General features: G+C 69.4%; 20 protein-coding genes. 10 read left to right on the top strand and 10 right to left on the bottom strand.

What is annotated here, in order from left to right:
- Positions 1-26 precede the first annotated feature (26 nt).
- The 3 genes from AC1DB1_RS12705 to AC1DB1_RS12695 form a co-directional block, all read right to left on the bottom strand.
- A complete protein-coding gene (locus AC1DB1_RS12705) occupies positions 27-1724 on the bottom strand; it encodes an Ig-like domain-containing protein (RefSeq protein ID WP_477201023.1) in 1698 nt (565 codons plus the stop codon).
- A 106-nt stretch (positions 1725-1830) separates the two neighbouring features.
- The gene (locus tag AC1DB1_RS12700) at positions 1831-3000 is read right to left on the bottom strand and encodes an epoxide hydrolase family protein (RefSeq protein ID WP_477201022.1); all 1170 of its coding nucleotides are present in this window, start codon (positions 2998-3000) and stop codon (positions 1831-1833) included.
- 54 nt (positions 3001-3054) lie between these two features.
- Positions 3055-5961 carry an aminotransferase gene (locus AC1DB1_RS12695; RefSeq protein ID WP_477201021.1) on the bottom strand — a complete coding sequence of 969 codons (2907 nt, stop codon included), beginning with the start codon at positions 5959-5961 and terminating at the stop codon, positions 3055-3057.
- A 132-nt stretch (positions 5962-6093) separates the two neighbouring features.
- On the opposite strand from AC1DB1_RS12695, the gene AC1DB1_RS12690 reads away from it, so the two are divergent.
- The 3 genes from AC1DB1_RS12690 (at position 6094) to AC1DB1_RS12680 (ending at position 7424) form a co-directional block, all read left to right on the top strand.
- The gene (locus AC1DB1_RS12690) at positions 6094-6477 is read left to right on the top strand and encodes a DUF3054 domain-containing protein (protein ID WP_477201020.1); all 384 of its coding nucleotides are present in this window, start codon (positions 6094-6096) and stop codon (positions 6475-6477) included.
- 132 nt (positions 6478-6609) lie between these two features.
- Entirely contained in the window at positions 6610-6945 is a 336-nt protein-coding gene (locus tag AC1DB1_RS12685) for an ArsR/SmtB family transcription factor (RefSeq protein WP_271175384.1), read from the top strand.
- Entirely contained in the window at positions 6942-7424 is a 483-nt protein-coding gene (locus AC1DB1_RS12680; protein ID WP_477201019.1) for an SRPBCC family protein, read from the top strand. Before AC1DB1_RS12685 ends, AC1DB1_RS12680 begins: the two co-directional genes overlap by 4 nt.
- Positions 7425-7433: 9 nt before the next feature.
- On the opposite strand, the gene AC1DB1_RS12675 is transcribed toward AC1DB1_RS12680, so the two are convergent.
- The 4 genes from AC1DB1_RS12675 to AC1DB1_RS12660 form a co-directional block, all read right to left on the bottom strand.
- Positions 7434-8702, bottom strand: a complete 1269-nt coding sequence (locus tag AC1DB1_RS12675) for a DUF445 domain-containing protein (RefSeq protein WP_477201018.1) — start codon at positions 8700-8702, stop codon at positions 7434-7436.
- Positions 8702-9814, bottom strand: coding sequence for an aminopeptidase P family protein (locus AC1DB1_RS12670; RefSeq protein ID WP_477201017.1), 1113 nt, complete (start codon positions 9812-9814; stop codon positions 8702-8704). Before AC1DB1_RS12670 ends, AC1DB1_RS12675 begins: the two co-directional genes overlap by 1 nt.
- A 100-nt stretch (positions 9815-9914) precedes the next feature.
- Positions 9915-11075, bottom strand: coding sequence for an acyl-CoA dehydrogenase family protein (locus AC1DB1_RS12665; protein ID WP_477201016.1), 1161 nt, complete (start codon positions 11073-11075; stop codon positions 9915-9917).
- A gap of 108 nt (positions 11076-11183) precedes the next feature.
- On the bottom strand, positions 11184-11939 hold the full coding sequence (locus tag AC1DB1_RS12660) for an SDR family NAD(P)-dependent oxidoreductase (RefSeq protein ID WP_271175379.1): 756 nt from the start codon (positions 11937-11939) through the stop codon (positions 11184-11186).
- 59 nt (positions 11940-11998) lie between these two features.
- Between AC1DB1_RS12660 and AC1DB1_RS12655 the strand changes: the two genes are divergently transcribed.
- Both AC1DB1_RS12655 and AC1DB1_RS12650 read left to right on the top strand, forming a co-directional pair.
- Positions 11999-12628, top strand: coding sequence for a TetR/AcrR family transcriptional regulator (locus AC1DB1_RS12655; protein ID WP_477201015.1), 630 nt, complete (start codon positions 11999-12001; stop codon positions 12626-12628).
- Positions 12629-12632: 4 nt separating this feature from the next.
- On the top strand, positions 12633-13427 hold the full coding sequence (locus tag AC1DB1_RS12650) for an alpha/beta fold hydrolase (RefSeq protein ID WP_271175377.1): 795 nt from the start codon (positions 12633-12635) through the stop codon (positions 13425-13427).
- A 178-nt stretch (positions 13428-13605) separates the two neighbouring features.
- On the opposite strand, the gene AC1DB1_RS12645 is transcribed toward AC1DB1_RS12650, so the two are convergent.
- Entirely contained in the window at positions 13606-14199 is a 594-nt protein-coding gene (locus tag AC1DB1_RS12645) for a TetR/AcrR family transcriptional regulator (protein WP_477201014.1), read from the bottom strand.
- Positions 14200-14269: 70 nt separating this feature from the next.
- Here AC1DB1_RS12645 and AC1DB1_RS12640 point away from each other — a divergent pair, with 70 nt between their 5' ends.
- Both AC1DB1_RS12640 and AC1DB1_RS12635 read left to right on the top strand, forming a co-directional pair.
- A complete protein-coding gene (locus AC1DB1_RS12640) occupies positions 14270-15397 on the top strand; it encodes an ABC transporter permease (RefSeq protein ID WP_477201013.1) in 1128 nt (375 codons plus the stop codon).
- Between the two features lie 30 nt (positions 15398-15427).
- Positions 15428-16411 (top strand): aldo/keto reductase, encoded by a 984-nt coding sequence (locus AC1DB1_RS12635; RefSeq protein WP_477201012.1) that lies wholly within the window; start codon positions 15428-15430, stop codon positions 16409-16411.
- A 93-nt stretch (positions 16412-16504) separates the two neighbouring features.
- On the opposite strand, the gene AC1DB1_RS12630 is transcribed toward AC1DB1_RS12635, so the two are convergent.
- Together AC1DB1_RS12630 and AC1DB1_RS12625 are read right to left on the bottom strand one after the other, a co-directional pair.
- The gene (locus AC1DB1_RS12630; RefSeq protein ID WP_477201011.1) at positions 16505-17443 is read right to left on the bottom strand and encodes a hypothetical protein; all 939 of its coding nucleotides are present in this window, start codon (positions 17441-17443) and stop codon (positions 16505-16507) included.
- Between the two features lie 128 nt (positions 17444-17571).
- Positions 17572-18783 (bottom strand): MFS transporter, encoded by a 1212-nt coding sequence (locus tag AC1DB1_RS12625; protein WP_271175372.1) that lies wholly within the window; start codon positions 18781-18783, stop codon positions 17572-17574.
- 319 nt (positions 18784-19102) lie between these two features.
- On the opposite strand from AC1DB1_RS12625, the gene AC1DB1_RS12620 reads away from it, so the two are divergent.
- The 3 genes from AC1DB1_RS12620 to AC1DB1_RS12610 all read left to right on the top strand — a co-directional run bounded on the left by AC1DB1_RS12620 (position 19103) and on the right by AC1DB1_RS12610 (position 23633).
- Positions 19103-21574 carry a ribonucleoside-diphosphate reductase subunit alpha gene (locus tag AC1DB1_RS12620; RefSeq protein ID WP_477201010.1) on the top strand — a complete coding sequence of 824 codons (2472 nt, stop codon included), beginning with the start codon at positions 19103-19105 and terminating at the stop codon, positions 21572-21574.
- Positions 21575-21693: 119 nt separating this feature from the next.
- Positions 21694-22683, top strand: a complete 990-nt coding sequence (locus AC1DB1_RS12615) for a ribonucleotide-diphosphate reductase subunit beta (protein ID WP_477201009.1) — start codon at positions 21694-21696, stop codon at positions 22681-22683.
- A 119-nt stretch (positions 22684-22802) separates the two neighbouring features.
- Positions 22803-23633, top strand: a complete 831-nt coding sequence (locus AC1DB1_RS12610) for a sulfurtransferase (RefSeq protein ID WP_477201008.1) — start codon at positions 22803-22805, stop codon at positions 23631-23633.
- Positions 23634-23724 lie beyond the last annotated feature (91 nt).

The following is a 23724-nucleotide window of genomic DNA, read 5'->3' as shown; positions in this document are numbered from 1 at the left end:
CCTCGGGCGGCCTGACGATCGTGCGCTCAGCGCACGGCACGCCGGCGACGCGCCCCGATCGCGAGAGCGGCGGCACCGCCCACGAGGAGCAGGACGGCGGCGGCCGCAGTGGCGCTCGAATCGAGCCCGGTCGCCGCGAGCGTCGGCTGCGTCGGTCCGCTCGAGGCGCCTGCGGGGGCGACAGCGGCCCCGGTCAGGTTGACGGCGACAGGAGCAGCGGCCAGCGACATCCGGGCCGGCGTCGACGCGCGGTCGACTCCGAAGGCGGTGATGAAGTACGGCCCGGCCGGAACCGAGACCGTGGTGGTCCAGGTGCCGTTCGCGGCGACCGTGATGCTGCCGTCGTCGGTCGGCGGCGTGGTCGCGGGTGCGCCCACCGCGTCGTAACCGAAGGCGCCGAAGTAGTCGGGGTAGAGACCCTCGAAGTAGAGGAACGCCTTCGACGCGGTGTTCAGGTACAACTGGACGCCCTGTCCCGGCGTGCCGGTGCCCGCGACCGTCATGCTGAGGTTGCCCGGCATCGACGGGTCGGGCGTGGCAGACACCTGGATCCCGTTCTCGCGAACGATGTCGTCGAGCTCCGACCCGAAGTCCGACCCGTCGGAGCCGGAGTCGCCACTCACGGTGGCGTTGCTGTCCGCGCTCGCGAAGGGTGTTGCGGCGTGGTGCCGCACGTCGGCACCGGTGCGCGTCGGTCGTGCGCCGGCCTTCGCTTCGAAGTCCCTGGTGGTCGTGGTCGCCGACAGGAAGCGGGTCGCCGCCGTCGCCACAGCGACGCTGCTCTCGTCGGACGAATCGTCGGGATCCGACGGATACGCGGGCGTCGTGATGACAGGCGGCGCGAGGTAGCCCGCCGGCGCGTCGATCAGCACCACGACGGCAGCGGATTCATCCGACTGGACGGTCAACGGCTCGCCATCGGAGTTGTAGCGCTGCGCGCTCGCCGTGATCGACCAGCGACCGCTTCCGACCGAGACGACGGTCGACCAGCGTCCGTGCGAGTCGGTCTCGGCGATCTGGGACCAGCTGAACCAGGAATCGTCCGGAGCGCCGGCGGACTCGGCCGACACGAAGACGGAATCGCCGGCGGTCGCCGTGCCGGTCACCGTGATGGTGAACGGAGCGCTCGGGTCGGCGAACGGCGCAGGAGTGCCATCGACCGTACTGCCGGTCGCGGGGGTGGCGAGCACGGGCACCGCGCTCGCCGGGGCGTCGAAGATCACCTCGATGTCCTGCTCGGTCAGTTCCTTGCCGTGCGAGGTGCCGGTGACCACCAGGTACTGGTCGTAGGAGTCGGTGGGAGCGAAGGTGAGCGGGATCGAGAAGGAGCCCGTGGCATCCGCCGTGCCGTGCGCGAGCGCGTGCCCCGACCAGTTGGAGACCGTGATCGTGGCGCCGACGGGTGCGCGGCCGACGATGCTGACCGCCCGGACGGTGCCGTGGATCTCCTGCATGTCCGTCGGGGAGGTGACGATGAGGTCGGAGGGCGCCGGCGACACGGCGGGGTGCGCCGTCGGGGTGCTCGGCCTCGCGGTGGGCGTAGCGGTCGATGCAGGGGTCGGCGCGGCGGTCGGCGCAGCACTGGCGGCGGCGCTCGGCGTCGGAACGGCGGTCGGCTCGGGCGTCGCGGCGTTCGCCGGGGTTCCCACAAGCACCGCGCCGGCGATACCGAGGGCGACGACGACGGGCAGGGCGACGGCTCGCAGCTGGACGGTTCTCTTCACGAGATGGGCTCGCTTCCACGGCGGTTCGGGTACGTCATCGCGGCCGGGACCCCCTGCGCGGTGCGACGGGCCGGCACGTGTCGTCGTGGCCGGCTCGCTGAAGCTATCAGTCCGTCGACGGCTCCTGACGCGATTCCGTGGCCGGGGCCGCCCCCAAACCGAGGGAGGAGAAGAAGGCGCGCATGTCGGCGGCCACGAGTTCCGGCGTCTGCTTGGCGGCGAAGTGACCGCCCGTCGGCAGGTCGTTCCAGAACCGGATGTCGGTGTACGTGCGCTCGGCGTAATGCCGCGGGAAGCCGCGCTCGCCGTATTGGATGGAGACGCCGACCGGCACGCCCACGAGCGGCATCGGGGTCTCCTCTCGACCGTCGAAGTAGGCACGGAACGACGTGCCGATGGTCTGAGTGAACCAGTAGAGCGAGATCGTGGTGAGGAGTTCATCGCGCGTCCAGTAGTCGGCCACGTCGTCCGTGCCGCTCCACTCGCGGAACTTCTCGAGCAGCCAGGCCGCAAGGCCCGCGGGGGAGTCGGTCAGCCCGACGGCCAGCGTATCGGGACGGGTCGATTGCTGAGCGCCGTACGAGCTTGCTCGTTTCCACTTGGCGTCGAGCCAGGCGATGAATGCCGTCTCCTCCTCGGTCAGGTTTTCACGACGCTCGTCGGGCGGGAACGCGGCGTGTGTCGCGAAGAGCCCGAGCACGGCATCCGGATAGTCGGCGCCGAGGCGGTCGTTGATCCAGGCGCCGACGTCTTCGCCGTACGTGGCGTAGCGGTCGTAGCCGAGTGCCTTCGTCATGAGCGTGTGCCACCGGGCCGCCACAGCGGAGGACGTGAACGGCTCGCGCATCGGCTCGGAGAAGCCGTAGCCCGGCAGCGACGGGACCACGACGTCGAAGCCGTCCGCACTCAGCAGCCGGGCCAGCGGCAGCATTTCGATGAACGAGTACGGCCAGCCGTGGCTCAGGATGATCGGGACGACGCTGCCATCGGCGGCTGGTCGCTCCGCACGCAGGTGCGCGTAATGGATGCGCTCCCCGTCGATCTCGACCATGAACTGGGGCACCTCGTTGAGGCGCGCCTCGGCCGCGCGCCAGTCGTACCCCTCGCGCCACCAGGTCATCAGCCCGCTCAGATACGGGATGTCGACCCCGGCGCCCCATGGCTCGCTCGGCGTCTGCCGTGGATACTTCGTGCGCGAGAGTCTCGACCGGAGGTCGACCAACTCGGTCTCGGCGATGGCGAAGCGGAAGGGTTCGGGCGGTGTCGTGACGTCCATGATGCGACGCTACCGGCACCGGCCGACACCCGCGAGGCCCGATGCCGACCGGGGTCAGAGCGTCGACAGCACCAGGTCGAGGGCGTCGGCGAACCGGTCGGCGCTCTGCTCGGTCAGTACGAGCGGCGGCTTGATCTTCAGCACGTTCTTATGGTCGCCGGTCGGCTGCACGACGACACCTTCGGCGAGCATCCGGTCGCAGATCAGCGCGGCCTCGGCGGTCGCCGGTTCAAGGGTCTCGCGGTCGCGCACCAGTTCGACGCCGAGGTACAGGCCGAGCCCGTGCACCGCCCCGACGAGCGGATGCCGGTCGCCGAGTTCGCGCAGGCGATCGGCGAGGTGATCGCCCACCGCGACCGCGTTCTGCTGCAGTTGCTCGTCGCGCATGATGTCCAGCACGGTCAGTCCCACCGTCGACGACACCGGGCTCCCGCCGGCCGAGGAGAAGAAGCTCCCCTCGGCGGCGAACGAGTCCGCGATCGCGCGCGTCGTGATCACAGCGCCGAGCGGATGCCCGTTCCCCATCGCCTTCGCCACGGTGATGATGTCGGGCACGACGCCCTGCTGCTCGGAACCCCAGAAGTAGTGGCCGAGCCGGCCGTAGCCGACCTGCACCTCGTCGGCGATGCAGACGCCGCCGCGCGCCCGGATGCGCTCGTAGACACCGCGCAGATAGCCGTCGGGGAGCATCACGCCGCCGGCGTTGCCGAAGACCGGCTCGGCGATGAAGCCGGCGGGCCGGATGCCGGCGGCGTCGAGGGCGGCGAGGTCGGCATCCAGGTCGGCCAGGTAGGCGGCCGCCGAGGAGGCGCCCCGGTAACGGCCGCGGAACGTGTGCGGCGACGCCACGAGCTGCACCCAGTCCGGGCGCGTCTCGAGCGCCCGCGGGTTGTCGCCGATGGACGAGGAGACCGCATCGGCGCCGACCGTCCAGCCGTGGTAGGCCTCGGTAGCGGCCAGGATCGTGCGCTCGCCGGTGTGCGTCTGCGCCAGGCGCAGGGCGAGATCGACCGCCTCGCTGCCGCTGTTGACGAGGAACACCGTGTCGAGCGGGTCGGGTGCGAGGGCGGCCAGGCGCTCGCTGAAGCGGGCCAGCTCTTCGTAGTGGAAGCGCGAGTTCGTGTTCAGCAGCGCCCACTGATCGCGCACGGCGTTCACCAGGCGCGGGTGGGCGTGGCCGACAGCGGTGACGTTGTTCACCATGTCGATGTACGACTGCGCGCGCGTGTCGACGAGGTGATGGCGCCAGCCGCGTTCGATGAGCGGCGGATGCTCGAAGTAGTGCTCCTGCACCCGCGCGAAGCTGCCGTCACGGCGCGCGAGCACGGCATCCGGATCGTCGTCAGGTGCTGCGAGCTCGACGCCGAACAGTGCGGACGGGTCGGGCGAGATCGCGCGCCAGAGCGCGGGCGGGGCGGCGGGGGTGACGAACGCGGGCGGCCGGTATCCCCGCAGTCGGGAGAGCTGCACGGTGAGCGTCGTCGTCGTGCCGAGCTGGTCACCGGCGGCGACGCTGGGGACGCCGCTCGGGTGAGCGCTCGCGTCGCGTTCGAGCCCGTCGAGCCAGAGGTCGGCCGTGTCGCCGTGGAGCACCCACGCGTCTCCGGAGCGCTCGAGCCGGCCGGCGAACGGCGCGGACACAATCGCGCCGGCCGGAACGCGGAGGCTGACCGAGAGGGCGAGTGTCGCCGACGCGGCCGACCGGTCGATGGTCGCGCGGCTGAGGCGGTGCTCACCGAACCGGGTGAGCGCGTGGCCCTCCCTCGCGGCGATCGTGTCGAGCAGTTGTGCCTCGGCGTCGGAGTGCAGCCACGCGCCGTCGTCGAGCGCGTGGCTCGTGACCGAGAGGTCGGCCAGGTGCGCGGTGGAGCTGTCGAGTGCGACGAGACGCCCGCCATCGCCGGCTGTCGCATCGGCACCGGCCGGCGCCCCGGCCAGGCCCCACCGGATGAGCGTCTCCAGCTCGTCGGCGTCGAGGCGCCGGGCGAGGTCGAAGGCGAGCCACTCGTGGGCGCGGTTCTCGTCCGCGTAGAGGTTGTCGCCGTCGAGGGCGACCTGCTGCTCGCCGCTGACGACGAGGACGGCGCCGCGGAGGACCACGAGCGGCCAGAGGGCGGCGAGGTCGGCGTCGTCGAGCGGGGCCTCGGCGGCGAACGCCTCGATCGTGTCGAGAACGGACAGCGGCGCCTCCGGCACGTGGTGCAGGGCCGAGGCGACGGTCGCGGCGAGCTCGCCGACCAGCCAGCCGTTCGCCACGTCGCCGAAATCGATCACGCCGGGGCCGTCGCCGGCGGCGGTTCCGAGCACGATGTTGTCGTCCGTCACATCGCCGTGCACGGCCTGGCGTCGCAGCACCGCGCGCAGAGGCGCGAGCCGGGCGAGGGCGTCGTCGGTCGCCGCGCGGATCACCCTGCGCTGGGCCGGTGAGGCGACGTGGTCGAGGAGGAGGTCGACGACCTCGCCCGCGATCCGCGCATCCCACTGCGTGGTCCGTTCGAGCCCGGGATGCTCGAGCCCGGCGAGCCCGGCGGCGACGCGTCCGGCGAGCGTGCCGAGCGTGCGCAGTTGCTCGCTGGACGGCGCCGCGACGCCGGTGAGCGGCTCGCCGTCGAGATAGTGCAGCACGCGGGTGAGCAGCGTCTGCCCGCGCACGTCGACCGTCACGAGGTCGCTGCCGTCGAGGGCGGGGACGACGCCGGGGATGCGGACGCCCGAGTCGGCCAGGGCGACGAGAGCGGCGTTCTGCGCGTGCAGTTCGTCGGCCGAGAACACGGGGTTCGCGAGCTTGAGCACGAAACGCTCGGTGCCCGTTTCGATACGGAAGTTGCGGTCCTGCTGGCTGCCGAGCTCGACGATCTCACCGCGCAGGCCGAAGAACTCGGCGGCGATGCGGACGGCGTCGTCCACGGTCACGTCGGGGCGGGGGAGCGACGGCTGGGCGAGGAAGTCGAAGGTGGACACGGGTGCTCCAGGGCTCGGCGGGCGTTCCGTCAGTTTAGTGAGTGCGGACGCCAGGACACGGGCGCTCGAGGGTGCCGTCGGGGAGCCGCGCTAACAGCCAATGCACGGGTGGCCGCGCGTAGCATCGACCCCGTGAAAACCTGGAGGACAGCACTCGTCGCGTTCGCGATCGACGTCGTTCTGGTCCTCGTCTTCGTGCTGGTCGGCCGCCGCAGTCATGGTGAAGCGCCCAGCGTCGCCGGCATCATCGACACGCTCTGGCCGTTCCTCGTCGGTCTGCTCTTCGGCTGGCTCGTGACGTTCGCGTGGCGTCGTCCGCTCGCGATCTTCTGGCCGGGCATCCCGATCTGGCTGATGACCGTGGCCGCGGGAATGCTGCTGCGCGTCGCAGCCGGACAGGGCGTCGAGCCCAGCTTCATCGTCGTGGCGACGGTCGTGCTCGGCGTGTTCCTCGTCGGCTGGCGGCTCGTCGCGCTGCCGATCGCGCGCCGTCGCCGCATCCCCCGCCGCGCGTAGCGCCGCCGCACGCGGCCCCCGCTTTGCGTGAGCGGTGCGAAATGTCGCTCAAACCGCCCGCGTGAGAGACATTCGGCACCTCTCGCACATTCGTCGTTGAACCAATCGGTTCAGTGTCGTATAGTGAACCACATGGTTCAGCAAGAAGAACTCGACCGGACGTTCGCCGCCCTCTCCGACGCCACCCGCCGCAGCATCCTGCGACGTCTTGGCGAGGGGCCGGCGACCATCGGCGAGCTGGCCGAGCCGTTCGGGATGACGCTCACCGGCCTCAAGAAGCACATCCAGGTTCTCGAGACGGCGGGCCTCGTCGTCAGCGAGAAGGTCGGGCGCTCGCGCACCTGCCGGCTCGGAGCCGACAAGCTCGACGACGCCCTGGCCTGGATCACCTTCTACCAGCGGTTGTGGGAGCGCAGGCTCGACGGCCTCGACGCGTACTTCACCCTTCAGAGAGGAACGGAACGATGAGAGAGCAGACAGAGACCGACGCACCGATCGAACTCCGGATGTCGCGGGTGCTGCCCGCAACGCCCGACGAGGTCTTCGACGCGTACACCGATGCGGAGAAGCAGAAGATCTGGTTCAGCATCCTCGACGAGGAGCCCGGCATCGTCGAGATCGACGTCGACCTGCGGGTCGGGGGACAGCAGACCGCGGTCTGGGGACCGAGTCGCGACCAGCTCTTCGTCGAGACGCAGACGTTCCGGGTGATCGACCGCCCGAAGAGGCTCGTCACGACCTCGACCGGTCACGGCCCCGGCGGCAGCGACGCGATGACGACCGAGATCGACATCACCTTCGAGCCGCACGCCGAGGGGACTCTGATGACCGTCGTCCAGTCGGGGTTCCCTGTGCCCGAGGTGCGCGACTTCTTCGAGGGTACGGTCTGGCGCGGGGCGTTCGAACGCATCGCGGCCTACCTCGAGCGCGCCGCCGAGGGGTCCTGACGCCGCTCGTTACGCGGGGATCAGCGCCGTTGCGATCGTGAAGATCGCCAGGCCGGCCAGGGCGCCGACCACCGTTCCGTTGATCCGGATGAACTGCAGGTCCTTGCCCACCTGCAGCTCGATCTTCTCCGTGGTCTCGCGCGCATCCCAGGAGGTGACGGTGTCCGTGATCACTCCCGCGATGTCGTGGCGGTACGTGCTGACCAGGTGGGCGGCCGCATCCGTGACCCAGCCGTTCACCTTGGCGCCGAGCGCCGGGTCGGAGGCGAGCCGGCTCCCGGCGTCCACCAGCGCTGCCTCCGCTCGCTTCCGCAGCTCGCTGTCGGGGTCGGCGAGCGCGCCGAGCGCCGCGGTGCGCACGCCCTGCCAGACCGATTCGGCGAGCTCGCGCACCCGCGGATCGTCGAACGCGCGGCCCTTGGCCTGCTCGAGCTTCGCGATGGTCGCCGGATCGTTCTGCAGCCGCTCGACCAGCTCGCCCAGGTAGTCGTCGAGCGCGCGGCGCAGGGTGTGATCCGGGTCGTAGCGCACGGCCGCGACGAAGGTGCGGGCCTCGTGATAAACGCGGTCGTCCACGACCCGCTTGGCGAACGACGGCACCCAGCCCGGCAGCCGGTCGGAGACCGCGACACCGAAGGCCTCCGGGTTCGCCGCCAGCCACGCGTCCAGGCGGTCGAGTGCGAGGTCCACAGCCTCGTGATGGCCGCCCGAGCTCAGGATGCGCGCCCCGAGCCTCCCGATCGGCGGCCCCCACTCCGGATCGATCAGGTGACGGCGCGCGATCGCCTCGATCGCGTCGCGCATGTCGTCGTCGTCGAGCAGCGAGGCGATGCCCGTGAGCGCCGTCGACGCCTCCGCCACGAGCTGCCGCGCGTTCGCCGGGCGCGCGACCCACGACCCGACGCCCGCCGCGATGTCGATCGAGCGCAGCTTGCCCGTCACCACGTCATCGGAGAGGAAGTTCGTCTCGACGAACTCGCCCAGGCTCGCCCCGATCTCGTTCTTGCGGTTCGGGATGATCGCGGTGTGCGGGATGCGCAGCCCGAGCGGGTACCGGAACAACGCCGTGACCGCGAACCAGTCGGCGAGCGCGCCGACCATGCCGCCTTCCGCAGCGGCCCGCACGTAGCCGAGCCAGGGATACCGTCCCTGCAGGGCGAACGACACGGCGAAGACGACCGCCATCACGACCAGCAGCGCGGCAGCGATCGCCTTCATGCGGCGCAGCGCGATCCTGCGCTGCTCGTCGGCCGGCGAGAGCACGCGAAGCGTCGTCATCAGTGCACGATGTGGAGTTCGTGGCTGGTGTTGTTCAGCCGGTGCGCACCGTCGGCGTCCGCGACGACGATGTCTTCGATCCGCACGCCGAAGCGGCCGGGCAGGTAGATGCCCGGCTCGATCGAGAAGCACATCCCGGCCTGGATCGGCTGCTCCTCGCCCTCGACCATGTACGGCGGCTCGTGCGTGGTCATCCCGATCCCGTGCCCGACGCGGTGGATGAAGAACTCGCCGTACCCGGCGTCGGTGATCACGGCGCGCGCGGCGCGGTCGATCTCCTGGCAGGCGACGCCGACCGCGACCGCCTCGAACGCGGTCTGCTGCGCCCGCTTGACGATGTCGAACACCTCGTGCTCCTCGTCGGTCGGCTCGCCGACGTGCACGGTGCGCGTGGTGTCGGAGCCGTAGCCGTCGAGGAGACCGCCGAAATCGAGCACGACCATGTCGCCGTGCTCGATGGTGCGTTCCCCCGCTTCGTGATGCGGGTTCGCGCCGTTCGGCCCGCTGCCGACGACCGTGAAGTCGACTTGCTGATGCCCGTGTTCGCGCAGCAGCCGGTCGAGGTCGGCCGCCACCTCGTTCTCCGTGCGTCCCGCGAAACGCACGCCCAGGATGTCCTCGAACGTCGCGTCGGCCGCTGCTCCAGCGGCCGCGAGCCGGTCGATCTCGTCGGCGCCCTTGACCGCCCGCAGCATCGGCAGAGCGCGCGAGATCGACTCGAACCGGGCATCCGGCAGCTTCTGCTGCAAGCCGAGCAGGTGCATCGCCCAGGTCACGTCGGAGATCGCGTAACGGCCCTGAGGGTCAAGCAGCGCAGCCGTCGGCACGTACTCGTCGGTGCCGTCGGACCAGTCGACGAACCGGATGGCCCCGGCTGCACGCGTGTCGGCGGCACTGCCGTGCTCGAGAGCGGGCACGATCATGGTCGGCTCACCGTCGGCGGGCACGACGAGCAGCGTGATCCGCTCGGTCGTGGCGACCGGCAGGTAGTCGGCGAAGTAGGCGAGATCCGCCCCCGGTGCGATCAGGAGTCCGTCGAAGCCGGCCGCGCGGGCGTTCGCCGCCCCCTGCTCCAGACGTGCGGCGAACTGCTCCGACGTGATCTGCATCATCCGTACTCCTCTGTCTCGGGCGTTGCGTGGGGCTGGGCGTTGCGTGGGGCTCGGGCGGACCGTGCGAGGCGTGTGGACGGTGCGGCCGCGCGCGATCGTCTCAGTCGTCGATCGGTCCCAGCCAGGCGTTCGCGACCGTCGAATGCGCCGACTCGTCGTCGGACGGGTGGAAGATCCCGGCGAGCACGTCGCGGTACAGGCGGCCGAGCTCGTTGCCGGCGAAGTACGTGGAGCCGCCGGTCACCCGGATGGCCTGGTCCACGACCTGGCGCGCCGTCTCTGTGGCGCGCACCTTGAGGCCGACGAGCTTCGGGAACCACTGTCCGCCGTGATTCGCGAGGGCATCGACGTCGTGGGCCAGTGCGTCGAGCTGCGGCAGCAGCGCATCCTGAGCGATCGCGGCGTCGGCGACCCGCCACCGGATGTCCGGATCGTTCGCGTAGCTGCGACCGTCGTTCTTGAGGCTCGTGCGGCGGTGGGCGGCCGCGACCGCGAGCTCGAGCGCCCGCGCGCCGATCCCGGTGTAGACCGCGGCGAGCAGGATCTCGAAGTTCGCGAAGATGGCGAAGACGAGGGAGTCGGGATTGGGGCCGGGGTCGAGCCGGCGCACGATGCGGTCGGCGGGGGAGAGGGCGCCGTCGAGCACGGTGGTATTCGACTGGCTGGCGCGCATCCCGATCGTGTCCCAGTCCTCCTTGATCGCGAATCCGCCGGCGTCGCGGTCGACGAAGCCGTAGACGATCTTGGGGGCGTCGGCGCTCGTCGTGTCGAGGCCCATGGTGCCCAGGCGCGTCCATCCGGGGGAGAGCGACGTGAAGATCTTGGTGCCGAAGTACCGGTACGAGCCGTCGGGCTCCGGCACCGCATCCGTCGTCGAGCCGAACAGTACGAGGTCGTTGCCGGCCTCGCTCAGGCCGAAGGCGAACACCTCGCCGGCGCCGGCCTCGCTCAGCAGGAAGTCGAGCGAGTCGTCGCCGCGGTCGTGGAGCACTTTGGCCACGCCCGTCCAGACCAGGTGCATGTTCACGGCGAGGGCGGTGGCGGGGGCCGCGCCGGCGAGCCGGACCTGCTCCCTGGCGACCCGCTGCAGGCTGAGCCCGAGGCCGCCGTGCTCCTCGGGCACGAGGGCCTTCAGGTAGCCGGCCTGGGTGAGCTCCTCGAAGTCCTCGAGGAAGAAGGCGTTCTCGGCGTCGTACCCGGCCGCCCGCGAACGGATGCGGTCGAGCAGGTCATCGCTCAGGAGCGGGATGTGCTCGGTCACCCCGCCAGCCTAGCCAGTGCGATGCGCACGGGGCAGGCCGGCTGGGGAGACTCACGGGCGCAGCTGCGGTCGGTGCTGCTGTCTGGTCGCTGCTGTCTGACCGTCGCGTTACTGCGCGGTGTAGCCGCCGTCGACCAGGTGGTAGCTGCCGGTGATGAAGCTGGCGGCATCCGAGGCGAGGAAGGCGACGAGGGATGCGACCTCTTCCGGCTCGCCCAGGCGACCGAGCGCGTGCTTGCCCTCGAGGAAGGCGAGGGCGTCGGCGGACATGTTCGCCTCGACCAGCGGGGTGCGGATGAAGCCGGGACCGACGGCGGTGACCCGCACCTTCTGGTCGGCGTACTCGAGCGCGGCGTTCTGCGTGAGGCCGAGGAGGGCGTGCTTGGCGGTGACGTAGGCCGACGAGTTCGCGAACCCGACGCTGCCGAGGATCGACGCCATGTTGACGATCGATCCGCCGCCGTTCGCGGCGATCGCGTCGAGCTGGGCGCGCAGCGAGTAGAAGACGGCGTTGAGGTTGATCTCGATGACCTTCCGCCAGCTGTCGAGCGAGTAGTCGCCGACCTTCGCAGCCTCGCCGCCGATCCCGGCGTTGTTCACCGCGATGCGCAGCGGTGCCAGCTCGTTGGCGCGCGCGACGCTCGCTACGGCGAACTCGGGGTCGGTCACATCGCCGATGAGGGATGCCGCGGTTCCGCCCGCGGCCTGGATCTCGGCGACGACGGCGTTCGCGTTCTTCTCGTTGAGGTCGGTGACGAGAACGGATGCTCCGCTCGCCGCCAGGGTGAGCGCGACGGCGCGCCCGATGCCCGAGCCGCCTCCGGTCACGATCGCGGACCGTTCGGCGACGTCGTACTGAGCCATGGGAAATCTCCTTTCAGATATCCGACACTTGTCGGATAACTCGATTGTACGATCGAAACATGGATGCGCGCCAACAGAAGACGATCACCCGGCTGCGGGCGGCCATCCTGGAGCTCGCGACGGTCGGCCCGGTCACCGACGTCACGGTCTCGAAGCTCGCACAGACGGCCGGTGTGCATCGCTCGACGGTCTACGTGTACGCCTCCTCTCCGGTCGAGCTGCTGCAGCAGGCGCTGCGCGGCGAGCTCGACGAACTCCGCACGCAGTACCTCGTCGATGTCGAGCCGGGCGACGCCGCTGCCGCGATCACCGGAGTGACACGCGCGGTGCTGCACCATGTCGACGACCACGACGCGATCTACCGGCGCGGTCTCGGGTCGGAGCCGGAGCCGGGCTCGGCGAGCCTGCACGCGCTGCTCAGCGAGCACTTCCAGGGGTCGATCGACCTGCTGCTCGACCAGCACAGCGTGTCGGTTCCCGCGGCCGAAGAGACGGAACGGCGGATGATCGGGCGGTACCTCGCCGACGGGATCATCGGAGCCATCGACGTGTGGCTCACGACGCCGCGCCCCCGAGACGCGGACGCACTGCTCGGCGTCCTGTCGCGGCTCACCCCGTCGTGGTGGCCGGACGGCTCGCGCGGCGGAACGCGCGCTGCGTCCGGACGGCGCGCGGACTCGGGAGAATAGGCGCATGGGCCGGATCAGGAACACGCTCGACCGGGTGTTCCGCCGTGCACCGCTCCTCCATATCGCGGGTGACGAGGGCGACGGACCGGTCGTCGTGCTGGTGCACGGGATCGCCTCCTCGTCGGTGACGTTCCAGAACCTCGTGCCTCTGCTCGAACCGAACCACCGCGTGATCTCGATCGACATCCTGGGATTCGGCCGTTCGCCCGCGCCTGCCGACGCCGCGTACACGCTCGAGGAGCACGTGGCGGCGATCCACGCGACCATCCGGTCGCTACGGCTGCGGCAGCCTTTCGTGCTCGTCGGCCACTCGCTCGGCAGCCTGATCGTCGCTCGGTACGCGGCCGAGCATCCGGGTGCGCTCTCGCGGCTCGTGCTCGTCGGGCCGCCGATCTACGGAACGCCGGCCGAGATCGGCGACCGTCGGGTGCGCAATCGGGTGAGTGCGTACCTGCGCGCCTACGAATACCTGCGCGGGCACAAGGAGTTCACGATCGCCAACGCTGGGATGCTCGCCCGCCTGCTGCCGATCAAGGGCGTGTTCGAGATCACCGAGAAGAACTGGACGCCCTTCGTGCGCTCCCTCGAGAACTGCATCGAGTCGCAGACGGTGGTGAGCGATCTCGCTCGGGCGCGCATCCCGGTGCAGGTGGTCTATGGGACACTCGACGCCTTCATCGCGCCGGGGAGTCTCGCGGTGATCGAGGCGATGCGGCACGTGACGATGCACCGCGTCGAGGCGAACGACCACATCATCCGCAAGCGGATGGCGCGCGTCGTCGCCGCCGCCTGCGGCTGACCGCCCCGCCCTTCCCGCCCCCGCCCCGCCCTTCCCGCCCCAGGCCCCGCCCCTTTTTCGTTGAGGGGCGGCGAATGCGTCTAAACACGCCGAAGGAAGCTGCGTTTGCCACCCCTCAACGAAAGGTGCGCCGCCTCAACGAAAGGCGCCCCTCCAGCGAGGGCCCCGAGGTCGGCGGCTACGCCGGGCGGATGCTCGCTGCGGCAGCGAGGTAGGCGTCGGCGTCGAAGTCGCTGAACAGGGTCGACTGGGTCACGTAGCCCTGCACGACGCCCACGTACAGCCCCGCATACCGCTCGGCGAGGTCCGCCGCTTCGCCGCGGCGGAGGGTGAGCGACGATTCGTACCATTCGGTGAGGTAGTCGACCAGCATCGCGCGCACGCGCCCGCCGATCGAGTCGGTCAGCGACCGTAGCCCAGGATTGAGGGCGACCTGGCCCCAGACCTGCACGAGCAGGGAGAGGTCTCCGATCTGCGACTGGAGTCCGCGGACCAGCAAGGCGATGATCTCGCCGGGGGTCGGGATCGGGTCGTGCCGCCGGGCCTCGGCCACCTCGAGGAACCGCGCGTCGAGCACCTCGGAGATCGCGAGCTGCACGAGTTCGTCTTTGCTCTTGTAGTGCCCGTAGATGGCACCGGCCGACAGCCCCGATTCGGCGATGATGTCGGCCATCGACGTCGCCTGGAAGCCGGTGCGCGCGAAGCAGCGGAGGGCGGCCTGGGCGATCTCGTGACGACGGGATTCCCGATGGGCGTCGGAGACTTTCGGCATGACTTGACAGTATCCGATCGCGGACTCAGAATAAAGAACGAACATTCTTTTTCTTGGAGGAGGCACGATCGTGTCCACGTCAGACCCGCGCACCCCGCGCATCCCGCACACGCCCTGGGGCCGCGCGATCGCGCTCGCCGTCGGGGCGGCCGCTATCGTGGCCGTGGTCCTCCTGGCCTTCGTCTGGCCGACCATCACCTCCACCGTCAAAGACGTGCCCATCGCTGTCGCGGGCCCGAGCGCGCAGGTGACGGCCGTCGAGGCATCCCTCGACAAAGCGGCCTCCGGCGCGTTCGACGTCACCCGGGTCGACTCGAGGGCCGCCGCGGTCGACCTCATCAAGACGCGCGACGTCTACGGTGCGATCATCCTGGGCGAGAAGCCGGAGGTGCTCACGGCGTCGGCCAACGGCGTCGCGGTCAGCCAGATCCTCGACCAGATCGCCGGTCAGCTGCAGACGCAGGCCAACGCGCAGGCGGCGGCCGCCGTGCAGCAGGCGATCGCAGCCGGTCAGGCGCCGGCGGGAACCGTGGCGCCGACGATCACGGTGACCGTGACGGATGTGGTCCCACTCGCCTCCACCGACGCCCGCGGGCTCGGGTTGACGGCCGCGTCGTTCCCGCTCGTGCTCGGCGGCCTGCTCGGCGGCATCCTGATCTCGATCCTGGTGGCCGGCAGCTGGCGGCGCCTCGCCGCGGTCACGACCTACGCGGTGGCCGGCGGACTCGGGATCGTCGGCATCATGCAGGGCTGGTTCGGCATCCTCCAGGGGAACTTCTGGATCAACGCGCTCGCGGTCGGGCTGGCGATGTTCGCGACAGCATCGTTCATCGTCGGGATGAACGCGCTGATCGGCCGCGCCGGCATCGCCGTCGGCGGCGTGCTGACGATGCTCGTCGGCAATCCGCTGTCGGCCGCGACCCAGCCGCTGCAGTTCATGGTGGCGCCGTGGGGTGCGATCGGGCAGTGGTTCGTTCCTGGGGCGTCGGCCACGCTCGTGCGGGATCTCTCGTATTTCCCGGATGCGGACACGCTGTTCCCCTGGCTGGTGCTGCTGGCGTGGAGCGCGGTGGGCGTCGTCGGGATGATCGCCGGCCACTTCCGCAACCAGGTCGTCGTCGAGGCCGCGGTCGAGGAGTCGCTGCCCGCGTCGGCGGCCACTGACGACGCCGCCGACCGCATCCCGCAGCCGGCCTGACCCGCGCGCCATCCGGGTTACGCTCGCCGTATGCAACAGCGAACACTCGGACGGACCGGCCGCGAGGTCTCCGTCATCGGACTCGGAACCTGGCAGCTCGGCGCGGACTGGGGCGAGGTGAGCGAAGCGGACGCACTGGCCGTCCTCGACGCGGCGGTCGCCTCCGGCGTGACCTTCTTCGACACGGCGGACGTCTACGGCGACGGACGCAGCGAGCAGATCATCGGCACGTATCTGTCCGCGCATCCGGATGCTCCGCTCACCGTCGCCACGAAGATGGGCCGCCGCGAGGCGCAGGACCCCGCGAACTTCACACTGGCGAAGTTCCGCGAGTGGACGGACCGCTCGCGCGCCAACCTCGGAGTGGACACGCTCGATCTCGTGCAGCTGCACTGCCCGCCGACGCCGGTCTTCTCGAACGACGCGGTCTACGATGCGCTGGACACGCTGGTCGCCGACGGCGCGATCGCCGCCTACGGGGTCAGTGTCGAGACGTGCGACGAGGCGCTCGCTGCCATCGCCCGGCCCGGGACCGCCACGGTGCAGATCATCCTCAACGCGTTCCGGCTCAAGCCGATCGATCGAGTGCTGCCCGCGGCGCGCGAGGCGGGCGTCGGCATCATCGCCCGCGTTCCTCTCGCATCGGGACTGCTGACGGGCACGTACACAAGCGACACGATGTTCGCGCCCGACGACCACCGCACGTACAACCGGCACGGTGAGGCGTTCGACGTGGGCGAGACGTTCTCCGGCGTCGACTTCGAGGAGGGCGTCGCCGCCGCCCGCGAGTTCGCCGCCCTGGTGCCCGAGGGCCTCACTCCGGCTCAGGCCGCGCTCGCCTGGGTCGCCCAGCAGGATGGCGTCTCGTCCGTCATCCCGGGCGCCCGGTCCGTCGAGCAGGCGCGCGCCAACGCCGTCGCCGGCTCCGCCGCCCCGCTCGGCGATGCCTTCCTCTCCGGCGTCCGCGACATCTACGACCGCCGCCTGCGCGCCGCCATCCACCCCCGCTGGTAGCCGGCCCTCATTTCGTTGAGGGGCGGCAAATCGGCCTAAACACGCCGGATGACCCGCTATTCGACACCCCTCAACGAGCAGGGCCGCCGCTGATCAGAGGGTGAAAGTGACCGCCCGGGCACGCCGGATACGGCCGATCAGCGCTGCCGGCGACGGGACCAGGTCGTCGATGGTCACGCGGATCATCCGCCACCCGAGGTCCTCGAGTCGATCATGTCGTGTGATGTCCTTGCGCCAGATCGACCGATCGCTTCGATGCAGGTCGCCTTCGTACTCGATCGCGATACGGTGCACGGGATAGGCGAGGTCGACGCGAGCGACGAATTCGTCTTGCGAATCGTGGATGGCGAACTGAATGCTCGGCTCGGGAAGTGCCGCATCGACGATCGCCAGCCGGAGGGCCGTCTCCTGGGGAGACTCGACGCCGACGCGAACCAGCTCGAGAGCCTCCCGTGCCTTTCGAACCCCACGCGCCCGCGGGGTTGAAGCGATTCGTGTGAGTTCGTCGATCGTGCAGAGCGGATGGATGCCCGACACCATTGCGTCCGCCATTGTCACCAGCTCCTCGCGGTTGAGCCTGGGCGCGAGGTCCAGCCAGGTGAGCGGTGGCGCGATGGCCGTCACCCCGTGGCGGTCGACCGTGTCGAGTCGATTGCGGGTGTGGCCGATGACGCCTGCACCCTGCCGGCCGCGAGCAGCCCCGGCCACAGTCACGTGCACGGGTTCGCCATCGCGGTACCGGAGTCGCGCGGGCAGCGGCACGCCGAACAGCTCGGCCGCGGTCGAATGGCTGAACGCATCGAGCCGGCCGAGCGCGGCGTAGGCCCGGCACGTTTCGAGCAGAAGCGGATTCACGCCCCCGTCGAAATCGTCAGTGCTGCGCGTGACGACCACGGGACGCCGCACCCCGTGGAATGGCCGGGCGAGATCGTCGGACGAGAGGCGGGTATGCGCGATTCCGCGATCACGCGCCTCGGACACCGAGAACGGTCGATCGGCGAATTCGGAGGGGAGCGGCACGAGTCGCGGCATCCACCCACCCTGTCGAATCGGCTCGGTTCGCGCTGAAGTTATCCACAGGGCCGGCGTTGAGGGGTGGCGAATGCGTGGCCTCTCGGCGTGTTTAGGCCGATTTGCCGCCCCTCAACGAAACGAAAAAGCTAGGAGGGCTGGACGGGGACGGGCTCGGTGTCGGGGATGGGGCTCGCGTCGCGGCCGCGCAGGTCGGGGTGGATGCGCCAGGCGAGGGCGGGCACGATGAAGCCGACCAGCGCGAAGGCGCCGGCGACCCAGAAGGCGCCGATGGCGCCGTTGCCGTCGATGAGGAACCCGGCGAGCGCGGAGCCCAGTGCGGCGCCGATCAGCTGCCCGGTGCCCACCCAGCCGTACGCCTCGGCGGTGTCGCTGAACTTCACACTCGCCGACACGATCGCGAACAGCACGGCGAGGGCGGGGGCGATGCCGAGGCCCGCGATGATCAGGGTGAGCGAGAGCCCCCACCACGACCAGAGCATGAACGTCGAGATCACGACGCCCACGAACACGATGAACATGCGCCGCGCCGTCGCCCACGGACCGATCGGCACGTGCCCGAAGGCGAGGCCGCCGATGAGCGAGCCGAGTGACCAGATCGCGAGCACGATCCCCGCGAAAGGCGACCCCTCGCCGAAGTTCGCGACGACTCCCGCCTCGATGGCCGCGCACGAGCCGATCAGCAGGAAGCCGACGACGGTGGCGAGCAGCACGGGTGGACGGGCGAGGACCACGCCGAACCGGCGTTTGCTGCGCGGGATGCGCACGCGGCCGACCTCCGGCGACGCGATGAACCAGAAGCCGCCGAGAACCATGATGGCCACCGACATCAGGATGCCCTGCACGGTGCCGATCTGTGTGGAGACGAACGTGATGGCCACCGGCCCGGCGATCCAGATGATCTCCTGCGCCGATGCGTCGAGCGAGAACAGCGGCGTGAGCTGCCGCGAGTTGACCATCTTGGGGTAGATCGTGCGCACCGCCGGCTGGATGGGCGGCATGCTGAGCCCGGCGAAGAAGGCGATCGCCATCGTCCAGGGGATGGGGAGCACGAACAGGCCGATCGCAGCGACCGCGGCCGCGCAGAACGCCAGAGTCGTCCACAGGACCGTGCGCATCCCGAGGACGCCCATCAGCCGGCTGGTCATCGGACCGGCGATGGCCTGCCCGATGCTCATCGCGCCGAGCACGAGGCCGGCCGCGCCGTAGGAGTGATGGATGTGCTCGATGTGCAGCAGGAACGCCAGCGAGAGCATGCCGAACGGGAAGCGGGCCGTGAGCTGGGCAGCGATGATCCGCGCGACGCCTGGCGTCTTCAGAAGGCTGGAATAGGAGCTCACGGGATGCACAGTCTATCGGTAGGGACCCGCTCGGGAAGGGGTGGAAGAGGGCGTCGGTGCCCTGTGGAAAAGTGGACAAGTTATACACATCTGTGGATGACACGCCCACTAGATATAGGGTTCGAGAAATGTCGGACCCCCGCTATATAGTGGTCACACGCCGAAAGCCGCGAGGGTCCTCGAAGGCCATTCTGTGGGCATTCCACCCCCGGTTTTCTGCGCCGACAAGGGGTTTTCCGCGGGCTGCGCCCGCTGTCCGCACACCGGACGAAGCAGGCATCGCCGTTCAGCGAGAACGGCACGTTGAGAGGGAGAGAAAGTGGCAATCACTGTTGTGAAGCGAAACGGCGAGCGGGAGCCGTACGACGCGAACAAGATCAATCTGGCGATCGAGCACGCCGCCGAGGGTCTTGACGACAACATCACCTGGGTCACCCAGATCGCGAGCGAGCTCGAGCTGACGCTGTTCGACGGCATCACCACGCAGCAGCTCGACGAGGCCGTCATCCAGGTCGCCCTCCAGAACGTGAAGGACGACCCCGCGTTCGACACCGTGGCGGCGCGCCTCCTGCTCAAGACGATCTACAAGCGCGTCCTCGGCGACTACGAGACCGCCGAGGAGCTCGCCTCCCTGCACGCCGGCCACTTCCGCGGCTACATCGAGCGCGGCGTCTCCGAGACGCTCCTCGACTCACGCTTCACCCAGCTCTTCGACCTCGACCGGCTCGCCGCCTCCCTCGAGCCGTCGCGCGACGAGCTGCTCAAATACATCGGTGTCGTGACCCTCAACAACCGCTACGGCATCAAGGCGCGCAACGGCGAGACCCTCGAGGTGCCGCAGTACTTCTGGATGCGCATCGCCATGGGCCTGTCGCTCAACGAGGCCGACCCCACCACGCACGCCCTCGAGTTCTACACCAAGATGTCGAAGCTCGAGTACCTCGCCGCCGGCTCCACGCTGGTGAACGCGGGCACCGCGTACCCGCAGCTCTCCAACTGCTTCGTCATGGAGATGCAGGACGACATCGAGCACATCGCCAAGAGCGTGCGCGACGTCATGTGGCTCACCAAGGGCACCGGCGGAATCGGCCTCTCGGTCACCAAGCTGCGCGCCCAGGGCTCGCCCATCCGCTCCAACAACACCACGTCGACCGGTCCGATCCCGTTCATGCACACGATCGACTCGGTGCTGCGCGCGGTCAGCCGCGGCGGCAAGAAGTTCGGCGCCCTGTGCTTCTACATGGAGAACTGGCACATGGACTTCCCGGAGTTCCTCGACCTCCGTCAGAACTCCGGCGACCCGTACCGCCGCACCCGCACCGCCAACACCGCGGTCTGGATCAGCGACGAGTTCATGAAGCGCGTGCAGAACGACCAGGACTGGTACCTGTTCGACCCGCTGGAGGTCGCCGACCTCAACGAGCTCTACGGCCAGGCGTTCTCCGAGCGCTACGCCTTCTACGTGGCCGAGGCCGAGGCCGGCCGTCTGCGCATGTTCAAGAAGATCAGCGCGCGCTCGCAGTTCAAGGACATCCTGATGAGCCTCCAGACCACCAGCCACCCGTGGCTGACCTGGAAGGACACGATCAACAACCGTGCCCTCAACAACAACACCGGCACCATCCACCTGTCGAACCTCTGCACCGAGATCACCCTCCCGCAGGACCGCGACAACGTGTCGGTCTGCAACCTGGCCTCCATCAACCTGTCGCGTCACCTCGTCGACGGAAAGATGGACTGGGCACGCATCGAGGAGAGCGCCCGCAGCGCCGTCCGCCAGCTCGACAACCTGATCGACATCACGATCTCGAGCGTCGACGAGGCCGACTTCTCCAACCAGCAGAACCGTGCGATCGGTCTCGGCGTCATGGGCTTCACCGACATCGTCGAGAAGCTCGGCTTCAGCTACGAGAGCGAAGAGGCGTACGACCTGATCGACGAGATCATGGAGCACGTCTCCTACGCCGCCATCGACGAGAGCGCCGACCTGGCCCAGGAGCGCGGGGCGTACCCGAACTTCGACGGCTCGCGCTGGTCGCAGGGTCTCGTGCCGTTCGACTCCATCGCGCTCACCGAGCAGGACCGCGGCGTGCCGATCAAGGTCAACCGCACCACCCGTCTCGACTGGGACGCTCTGCGCGCCAAGGTCAAGGGCGGCATGCGCAACGCGACGCTGATGGCGATCGCGCCCACCGCATCCATCGGTCTCGTCGCCGGCACCACGCCCGGTTTCGACCCGCAGTTCTCGCAGATCTTCAGCCGCTCCACCTCGTCGGGCAAGTTCCTCGAGGTCAACCGCAACCTCGTCGAGGCGCTGCAGGCCGACGGCCTGTGGGAGACCACCCGCGAGTCGATCCTGCGCTCGCAGGGCGACATCCAGGGCATCGCCGAGATCCCGGATGCCATCAAGGCCACGTACAAGACGAGCTTCCAGCTCTCGCCGTACGCGTTCCTCGAGGTCGCGGCCCGCGCCCAGAAGTGGATCGACCAGGCGATCAGCCGCAACATGTACCTCGAGACGCGCGACATCGGCGACATGATGGACATCTACTTCGCCGCCTGGGAGCGTGGCGTCAAGACCACGTACTACCTGCACATGAAGCCGCGTCACCAGGCCGAGCAGTCGACCGTCAAGGTCAACAAGGCCGAGGAGATCTCGGGCGCCCGCAAGGGCTTCGCCACCGTCGGCGCTGCTGCTCCCGCTCCCGCGGCCGCCGAGAAGACGGAGGCTCCGGCCCCCGCACGCCGTGGCTTCGGCTTCGGAGGACTTTCGAACGGTGGTGAGAAGTAATGAGCAACACCGCGAAGATCGAGGAGTACTACGTGCCCATCGACCCGATGGACGACCTGCAGTGCGAGTCGTGCCAGTAGACCAGAACCAGCACTGAAGAAACAGGAGAACGAATCACCATGGGGATTCTGGGAACGGGAATCGAAGAGGGCCTGCTGCTGAAGCCGGTCACATACAAGTGGGCGATGGATCTGTACGACCAGGCCGTCGCGAACACGTGGTTCCCCAATGAGATCCAGCTCGGCGAAGACATCGCCGACTTCAAGAAGATGACGGACGAAGAGCGCCACGCCATCACCTTCCTGATGAGCTACTTCAATCCGAACGAACTGCTGGTGAACAAGGCGCTCGCGTTCGGTGTCTACCCGTACCTGCAGGCGGCCGAGGCGCACCTCTACCTCGCCAAGCAGATGTGGGAGGAAGCGAACCACTGCATGTCGTTCGAGTACGTCCTCGAGACGTTCCCGATCGACCGCGAGCAGGCCTACAACTCCCACGTCGACGTTCCGTCGATGGCCCGCAAGGAGGAGTTCGAGGTGAAGTTCATCAAGCGGATGACGGAGCAGACGCTCGACATCACGACGACCGAGGGCAAGCAGGACTTCATCCGCAACCTCGTCGCGTACAACGTGATCCTCGAGGGCATCTGGTTCTACTCGGGCTTCATGGTGGCGCTGTCGTTCCGCCAGCGCAATCTGCTGCGCAACTTCGGCTCGCTGATCGACTGGGTGGTGCGCGACGAGTCGCTGCACCTCAAGTTCGGCATCAACCTGATCCTCACGGTGCTGGAGGAGAACCCCGACCTGCAGACGCCGGAGTTCGCCGACGAGATCCGCCAGATGATCCTCGACGCCGTCGAGATGGAGGAGCAGTACAACCGCGACCTCCTGCCCGGTGGCATCCTCGGCCTGAACGCGAACTACATCAACCAGTACGTGAAGTACCTGGCCGACCGCCGCCTCGAGGAGCTCGGCTTCGAGCCCGAATACAAGGTCGCGAACCCGGCCAAGTGGATGGCGACCGCCAACGACACCCTCGAGCTCGTGAACTTCTTCGAGTCGACGAACACGTCGTACGAGTCGAACGCGAAGGCGTCCACCGGTCACTGACCGATTGCAGCACCGAACCGACGGCCCCGTTCCGCCGCCATCCACCCGGATGAGCGACGGGCGGGGCCGTCGTCGTGCGGCAACCGCCCTGTGCACGCCCGAACTGCGAGGATGGATGCGTGACCCCGCTGATCGACGCCCACGAACTCGCAACCGCCCTCGACTCGCCGACGCCGCCGCGCGTGCTCGATGTGCGCTGGAAGCTCGGCGGCCCTCCCGGGGCAGGGGAGTTCGAGCGAGGCCACATTCCCACCGCGGTATACGTCGACCTCGACACCGAACTCGCCGGGCACGGAGCGCCTACCGATGGACGGCATCCGCTGCCGGAGCCGGACGCGTTCCAGGCGTCGGCGCGATCGTGGGGGCTGAACGACGGCGACGCCGTCGTGGTCTACGACGACGTCTCCGGTACCTCGGCCGCCCGCCTCTGGTGGCTGCTGCGCTACTCCGGCTTCGCCGACGTGCGGGTGCTCGACGGCGGACTGACCTCCTGGCGCGAGACCGGAGGAGCGCTGGAGACCGGTGCCCGTGCAGCCGAGCCCGGACACGTGACCCTGTCGCCCGGCGCCGCGCCGACGATCGACGCCGATGAGGCCGCAGCCCTCGCCGCCGACGGGATCCTCCTCGATGCTCGCGCCGCCGAGCGGTTCCGTGGCGAGGTCGAGCCCGTGGACCCCCAGGCCGGCCACATCCCGGGGGCCGTCAGCGCCCCCACCACCGCCAACCTCGGTCCGGACGGCCGGATGCTGCCGCCGCAGCAGCTCGCCGAGCGCTTCGCCGCACTCGGGATCGACGCCGGCGCCGCCGTCGGCGTCTACTGCGGCTCCGGCGTGACCGCCGCCCACGAAGTGCTCGCCCTCGAGCTGGCCGGCATCCGCGCATCCCTCTACCCGGGGTCCTGGTCCGCCTGGTCGAACGACCCCGCCCGCCCCGTCGCCACCGGCGCCTGACCGCACCCGCCCACGCCCCCGCGACGCCTGGGCACCCGGGCGCAGCGTAATAGTGGGCAACAGGTGAGACGCGGCGCGGGCGGCGCGCCTA

The sequence above is a fragment of the Leifsonia sp. 10N434 genome (assembly GCF_056394405.1).
Note: the sequence above shows the minus strand (reverse complement) of the source record. Positions and strands in the feature narration are given on the sequence as shown.

What these genes read in the sequence shown, in the direction of transcription:
- AC1DB1_RS12615 (WP_477201009.1), top strand. Translation starts at nt 21,694, where the DNA reads ATGGGGATTCTGGGAACGGGAATCGAAGAGGGCCTGCTGCTGAAGCCG.
- AC1DB1_RS12645 (WP_477201014.1), bottom strand. Translation starts at nt 14,199, where the DNA reads ATGCCGAAAGTCTCCGACGCCCATCGGGAATCCCGTCGTCACGAGATC.
- AC1DB1_RS12670 (WP_477201017.1), bottom strand. Translation starts at nt 9,814, where the DNA reads ATGATGCAGATCACGTCGGAGCAGTTCGCCGCACGTCTGGAGCAGGGG.
- AC1DB1_RS12680 (WP_477201019.1), top strand. Translation starts at nt 6,942, where the DNA reads ATGAGAGAGCAGACAGAGACCGACGCACCGATCGAACTCCGGATGTCG.
- AC1DB1_RS12655 (WP_477201015.1), top strand. Translation starts at nt 11,999, where the DNA reads ATGGATGCGCGCCAACAGAAGACGATCACCCGGCTGCGGGCGGCCATC.
- AC1DB1_RS12700 (WP_477201022.1), bottom strand. Translation starts at nt 3,000, where the DNA reads ATGGACGTCACGACACCGCCCGAACCCTTCCGCTTCGCCATCGCCGAG.
- AC1DB1_RS12630 (WP_477201011.1), bottom strand. Translation starts at nt 17,443, where the DNA reads ATGCCGCGACTCGTGCCGCTCCCCTCCGAATTCGCCGATCGACCGTTC.
- AC1DB1_RS12660 (WP_271175379.1), bottom strand. Translation starts at nt 11,939, where the DNA reads ATGGCTCAGTACGACGTCGCCGAACGGTCCGCGATCGTGACCGGAGGC.
- AC1DB1_RS12635 (WP_477201012.1), top strand. Translation starts at nt 15,428, where the DNA reads ATGCAACAGCGAACACTCGGACGGACCGGCCGCGAGGTCTCCGTCATC.
- AC1DB1_RS12675 (WP_477201018.1), bottom strand. Translation starts at nt 8,702, where the DNA reads ATGACGACGCTTCGCGTGCTCTCGCCGGCCGACGAGCAGCGCAGGATC.
- AC1DB1_RS12650 (WP_271175377.1), top strand. Translation starts at nt 12,633, where the DNA reads ATGGGCCGGATCAGGAACACGCTCGACCGGGTGTTCCGCCGTGCACCG.
- AC1DB1_RS12685 (WP_271175384.1), top strand. Translation starts at nt 6,610, where the DNA reads ATGGTTCAGCAAGAAGAACTCGACCGGACGTTCGCCGCCCTCTCCGAC.